The sequence below is a fragment of the Candidatus Protofrankia californiensis genome (assembly GCF_900634765.1).
Taxonomy (GTDB): domain Bacteria; phylum Actinomycetota; class Actinomycetes; order Frankiales; family Frankiaceae; genus Protofrankia; species Protofrankia californiensis.
On sequence record NZ_CAAAFT010000410.1, the window covers coordinates 1 to 5,438 of the forward strand.

A 5,438-nucleotide genomic window follows, 5' to 3' on the forward strand; every position below is an offset into this window, starting at 1 on the left:
GACCGGACAACAGGTCAGGGCCATACCCGAACGGGCCCGCCACCACCCCGGACCCGCCACCCCGAACGATCAGCTGCAGCCGCTGGTGGAACCGCACTGTTCGCACACGTAGCAACTGCCCGCGGGACGCATAGTGACCCCGCAGGTGAAGCACAGCGGCGCGTCCACCACGTTCTGGGCCGACATCGACTCACCCGGTGGTACCTCCCGTGGCATCGCGGCCCGTACCTCCCGCGCCGAGACCCCCACCTGGTGGGTGTGGATGGCCTCGACAGGCACCGGCACGGACCCGGTGGTGGCGCCAGGAGCCGCCCCGATACCGGCCGCCCCGGCCGCCTCCGCGTCAGCCGCATCGGCCACTTCGGCCGCATCCGCCGAGCCGGACCCGCCGTACTGTCCGGTGAGCTGGCGAGCCCGCTCCTGCGCGCTCAGGACACCGAGCTCCGCACGGGTCTGCTCGGGAAGATAGTCCAGGGCGAGGCGGCGGAAGAGGTAGTCCATCACCGACTGGGCGATCCGCACGTCCGGGTCGTCGGTCATGCCAGCCGGTTCGAAGCGCATGTTGATGAACTTGCGGACGTAGGTCTCCAACGGGACGCCGTGCTGGAGCGCGATCGAGACCGCAATGGCGAACGCATCCATCACGCCGGACAGGGTCGAGCCCTGTTTCGACATCTTGATGAAGACCTCGCCGAGCCCGTCGTCCGGATATGACCCGGCGGTCAGGTACCCTTCGGCACCACCCACGGTGAAAGAGACGGTCTGCGATTGGCGGATCTTCGGCAGACGGCGTCGGACCGGGCGGTGCTCACCTGACGGTGCGACGGCGACGTCCACGGCCGAATCCCCGCTCACGCCTGCGGCCGCGGACTTCTTCGCGCCACGCAGGTCCGACAGCGGCTGGCCGACCTTGCAGTTGTCCCGGTAGATTGCCAGTGCCTTGAGACCGAGTCGCCAACCCTCCAGGTAGATCTGCTCGACGTCCTCGACCGTGGCCGACGTGGACATGTTGACGGTCTTGGAGATGGCTCCCGACAGGAACGGCTGGACCGCCGCCATCATCCGGATGTGGCCCATCGGGCTGATGGCCCGCTCCCCGATCGCGCAGTCGAAGACCTCGTAGTGTTCGCGGCGCAGACCGGGAGCGTCGATGACGTGACCGTGCTCGGCGATGTACTCGACAATCGCCTCGACGGTCTCCTCGGCATAGCCCAGAGCGCGCAGCGCGGCGGGAACCGTCTGGTTGACGATCCGCATGCTGGAGCCACCGACCATCTTCTTCATCTTTACCAACGCGAGGTCGGGTTCGATGCCGGTGGTGTCACAGTCCATCGCCAGGCCGATCGTGCCGGTCGGGGCGAGCAGGCTGACCTGCGCGTTACGCCATCCGTACTTCTCCCCGACGCTTTGTGTACGTTCCCACTCGCGGACGGCGACGGCGAGTACCCGCGCGTCGTCGGTCCCGACCGTGCGGACGGTGTCCGTGGCGGCGGCATGCTTGCGGATCACCCGGCGGTGGGCGTCGGTGTTGCGTGCGAAGCCGTCGTAGGCCCCGAGAGCCGCCGCGAGTTCCGCCGAGCGGCGGTAGGCCGTTGCGGTCATCAGCGACGTGATGGCCGCGCCCATGGCCCGGCCGCCCTCGGAGTCGTATGCGCGGCCGGTAGCCATCAGCAGTGCGCCGAGGTTGGCGTAGCCGATGCCGAGCTGGCGGAACATCCGGGACACCCGGGTGATCTCCGGGGTCGGGAAATCCGCGAAGCAGATCGAGATGTCCATCGCAGTGATGATCAGTTCAACGGCTGCCACGAACGCGTCGGCGTCGAAACTGAGGTCCTTGCGCAGGAACTTCATCAGGTTGAGCGACGCCAGGTTGCAGCTAGAGTTGTCCAGATGCACGTACTCGCTGCAGGGGTTGCTGGCGCTGATCCGACCGGACTCCGGGCAGGTGTGCCAGTCGTTGATCGTGTCGTCGTACTGGATCCCGGGGTCGGCGCAGTCCCACGCCGCCTGGGCGATCGTACGGAACAGCGACCGGGCCGAGATGGTCTCGACCGTGCACCCGTCGAGCCTGGCCCGCAGGCCGAAGTCGGCGTCGTCGATGACGGCCCGCATGAACTCGTCCGTCACCCGAACGGAGTTGTTGGCGTTCTGGTACTGCACCGAGACGATGTCACGACCGCCGAGGTCCATGTCGAAGCCGGCGTCCCGCAATGCACGGATCTTGCTTTCCTCGCGGGACTTGGTCTCGACGAAGTCGACGATGTCCGGATGATCGACATCGAGCACGACCATCTTCGCGGCCCGCCGGGTTGCGCCGCCCGACTTGATCGTGCCGGCCGAGGCGTCGGCTCCGCGCATGAAGCTCACCGGGCCCGAGGCGGTGCCGCCTGAGGACAACAGTTCCTTGGACGATCGGATACGCGACAGGTTCAGCCCGGCGCCCGACCCGCCCTTGAAGATCAGACCCTCTTCCCGGTACCAGTTGAGGATCGACTCCATCGTGTCGTCGACCGAGAGGATGAAGCAGGCCGAAACCTGCTGCGGCGCGGACGTGCCGACGTTGAACCACACGGGGCTGTTGAAACTGAACACCTGATGCAGCAGCATCCAGGTCAGCTCGTGCTCGAAGATCTCGGCGTCCGCCGCCGAGGCGAAGTACCCGTTCTCGGCGCCGGCCGCGCCGTACGCGCGCACGACCCGGTCGATGAGCTGACGCAGGGACCACTCGCGGGAGGAGCTGCCGAGCGCACCACGGAAGTACTTGCTCGTGACGATGTTCGTGGCGTTCACCGACCAGAAGTCGGGGAACTCCACCCCGCGTTGCTCGAAGTTGACCGAACCGTCCCGCCAGTTGGTCATGACGACGTCCCGCAGTTCCCAGGTGACCTCGTCATAGGGGTGGACGCCCGGCGAGGTGTTGACGCGTCGCACCTTCAGGCCGGCGGCCTTGGTGGCGGACTTGCTCGCTTTCGTGCCGCGGTTGTCGGTCATGGCGCTCCTCGTCTGGCGTCGGTCGGATGGTGTCTCTCACCGGCTGTCTGACGTGTCGTGCTGTCTGACGTGTCGTGTCAGGGGTGCGTGGCTACGACGGCGACTGCCTGGCCTGCCCCCGCAGATCGGCGATCGCCGTCTCGAAGTCCTCCAGGGAGCCGAAGGACAGATACACCGAGGCGAACCTCAGGTAGGCGACCTCGTCGAGCTCCCGCAGCGGCCCAAGAATCGCCCGGCCGATCTCGTCCGAGGGAACCTCGGCAGCCCCCGACGCACGCAACGTGTCCTCGACCAGCTGGGCGAGCTGGGCCAACGCGTCCGCCTCGACCGGTCGACCCTGACATGCCCGGCGCACGCCCGCGATCACCTTCCCGCGACTGAACGGCTCGGTGACACCGCTGCGCTTGATGACTCGTAGTGACGCCTCTTCGATTGTCGTGAAACGCCGGCCGCAGGACGGACACGATCGACGTCGACGAATCGCGGCGCCCTCCTCAGCCTCCCGACTGTCGACAACCCTGCTGTCGGGGTGTCGACAGAACGGACACCGCACGGACAACCCCCAAGATTTTGTCGACTTACAGCCACGTAACTACAAGATGTTGTGGTCAACAGTAGGACTGGACACCACGACCTGGCAAGTCGCCAGCATGTGGGTCCCTCATGGCAAACGGAGCGTCTGACCAGGGACGAGATCGATCGTCTCAAGCCGGTTCAGACCGGCCAGGCGCGCCACGACCACCCGGGTGTCACCGTCGGGAGCCAGCACGCGGGCGATACCCCACAACGTCTCCCCGGGCCGAACCACGTGAACGCGAGTTGCTCCGTCACCCCTGGTCGGCGCGGCCGACGACGTCACCCGGGCTACGGATAGAACCAGGCAGGACACCACCATAACGAGGATAACCAGGACAACTCGACCCCGCCCGGTCAGCCTCAACGGGGGCTCAACCGACCTCTGCACCATCCACCTCCCCAACTTTCACCAGCACGTGCCACTTCCAACAACATGATCAACGAACACCTGTTCGATCGAACATCTGGTCGATTTTGTACCGCACGACTCCGACAGAATCGTCATGACACGCTCGAACAGACGTTTGAGATATTCAGCCGCGGCGGTTACGGTCGTAGCGATCAGATCCAGGTCGTGACCGCCAGCTCCGGTTCACGGCAAAACGTCAGGTATGCCGGGAGCGGAGTCTGCCATGACCGACAACGAAGGAGAGCGGCAGGCATGACCACCGACCAGAACCGCACCCGCCGTGGCCGGCCCCCACGTGGCTCCGTACGCGACCTGCCGGACGGACCGGCAAACGCCTCGGGCCTGACACCCCGCCAGCGCAAGGTGCTTGAGGTGATCCGCAACGCCGTCGAGCGCCGAGGATACCCGCCGAGCGTGCGTGAGATCGGTGATGCGGTGGGGCTCACGAGCACCAGCAGCGTCGCACACCAGCTGAAGACGCTGGAGGAGAAGGGCTTCCTGCGTCGCGACCCCCACCGCCCACGGGCCATGGAGGTCCTGTCCGCGCAGGCGCCGGTACGACCGGTGGTACGGGAGGCTCCTCCCGCCGGCACGCCCACGGAAGGCCTGCCGGCGACCGACGCCACGCCGGACGCTCCCGCGCAGGCGGCGTACGTACCGGTCCTCGGCCGTATCGCGGCGGGCGGCCCGATTCTCGCCGAACAGGCAGTCGAGGACGTCTTCCCGCTCCCCCGCGAGATCGTGGGCGAGGGCACACTGTTCACCCTGCGGGTCATCGGTGATTCCATGGTCAATGCCGCGATCTGCGACGGTGACTGGGTGGTCGTCCGCCAGCAGCCGGTCGCGGACAGCGGCGAGATCGTCGCCGCGATGATCGACGGTGAGGCGACGGTCAAGACGCTGCGCCGCCGTGACGGCCACGTGTGGCTCGAACCGCAGAACCCGGCTTATGCTGACATTCCGGGTGACAGTGCGACGATCCTCGGCCGGATCGTCGCGGTCCTTCGCCGGGTCTGATCCTCCCGGGGGTGAACATGGACGTAGGCGTCGACCGGCGCACAGCCGGTCGGGTCGTAACTGTCGTCGGGCCGACAGCGGCCGGCAAGAGCGACCTGGCGATCAGTCTGGCCGTCGAGCTGGGCGGGGAGATCGTCAACGCCGATTCCATGCAGCTCTACCGAGGCATGGACATCGGTACCGCCAAGATGCCGCCGGAAGAACGAAGAGACGTCCCTCACCACCTGCTCGACGTCTGGGACGTCACCCGTGCCGCTGACGTGGCGTCCTACCAGAGGCTGGCCCGAGGGGTCATCGACGATCTTCTGGCTGCCGGCCGCACGCCGGTGCTCGTGGGCGGATCAGGGCTCTACGTCCGGGCCGTCATCGACGACCTCGCCTTTCCCGGCACCGACCCGGCTGTCCGGGCGCGCCTGGAGCGGGAGCTGTCCGAGCGGGGCGCGGC

At 67.0% G+C, this 5,438-nt stretch carries 5 protein-coding genes; 2 read left to right on the forward strand and 3 right to left on the reverse strand.

Translation table 11 applies throughout. From position 1 onward, the window contains the following. Positions 1 to 69: 69 nt before the first annotated feature. The 3 genes from DD1DGNOD_RS21040 to DD1DGNOD_RS29945 form a co-directional block, all read right to left on the reverse strand. Positions 70 to 2,991 carry a vitamin B12-dependent ribonucleotide reductase gene (locus tag DD1DGNOD_RS21040; protein ID WP_131768232.1) on the reverse strand — a complete coding sequence of 974 codons (2,922 nt, stop codon included), beginning with the start codon at positions 2,989 to 2,991 and terminating at the stop codon, positions 70 to 72. 91 nt (positions 2,992 to 3,082) lie between these two features. Further along, on the reverse strand, positions 3,083 to 3,544 hold the full coding sequence (gene nrdR / locus DD1DGNOD_RS21045; protein WP_131768233.1) for a transcriptional regulator NrdR: 462 nt from the start codon (positions 3,542 to 3,544) through the stop codon (positions 3,083 to 3,085). Between the two features lie 108 nt (positions 3,545 to 3,652). After that, on the reverse strand, positions 3,653 to 3,799 hold the full coding sequence (locus tag DD1DGNOD_RS29945; protein ID WP_241251740.1) for a LysM peptidoglycan-binding domain-containing protein: 147 nt from the start codon (positions 3,797 to 3,799) through the stop codon (positions 3,653 to 3,655). A 429-nt stretch (positions 3,800 to 4,228) separates the two neighbouring features. Between DD1DGNOD_RS29945 and lexA the strand changes: the two genes are divergently transcribed. Further along, positions 4,229 to 4,993 carry a transcriptional repressor LexA gene (lexA, locus tag DD1DGNOD_RS21055; RefSeq protein ID WP_131768235.1) on the forward strand — a complete coding sequence of 255 codons (765 nt, stop codon included), beginning with the start codon at positions 4,229 to 4,231 and terminating at the stop codon, positions 4,991 to 4,993. A 17-nt stretch (positions 4,994 to 5,010) separates the two neighbouring features. Next, the coding region (locus DD1DGNOD_RS21060) for a tRNA (adenosine(37)-N6)-dimethylallyltransferase (RefSeq protein ID WP_283234738.1) at positions 5,011 to 5,438 on the forward strand (428 nt) is incomplete at its 3' end.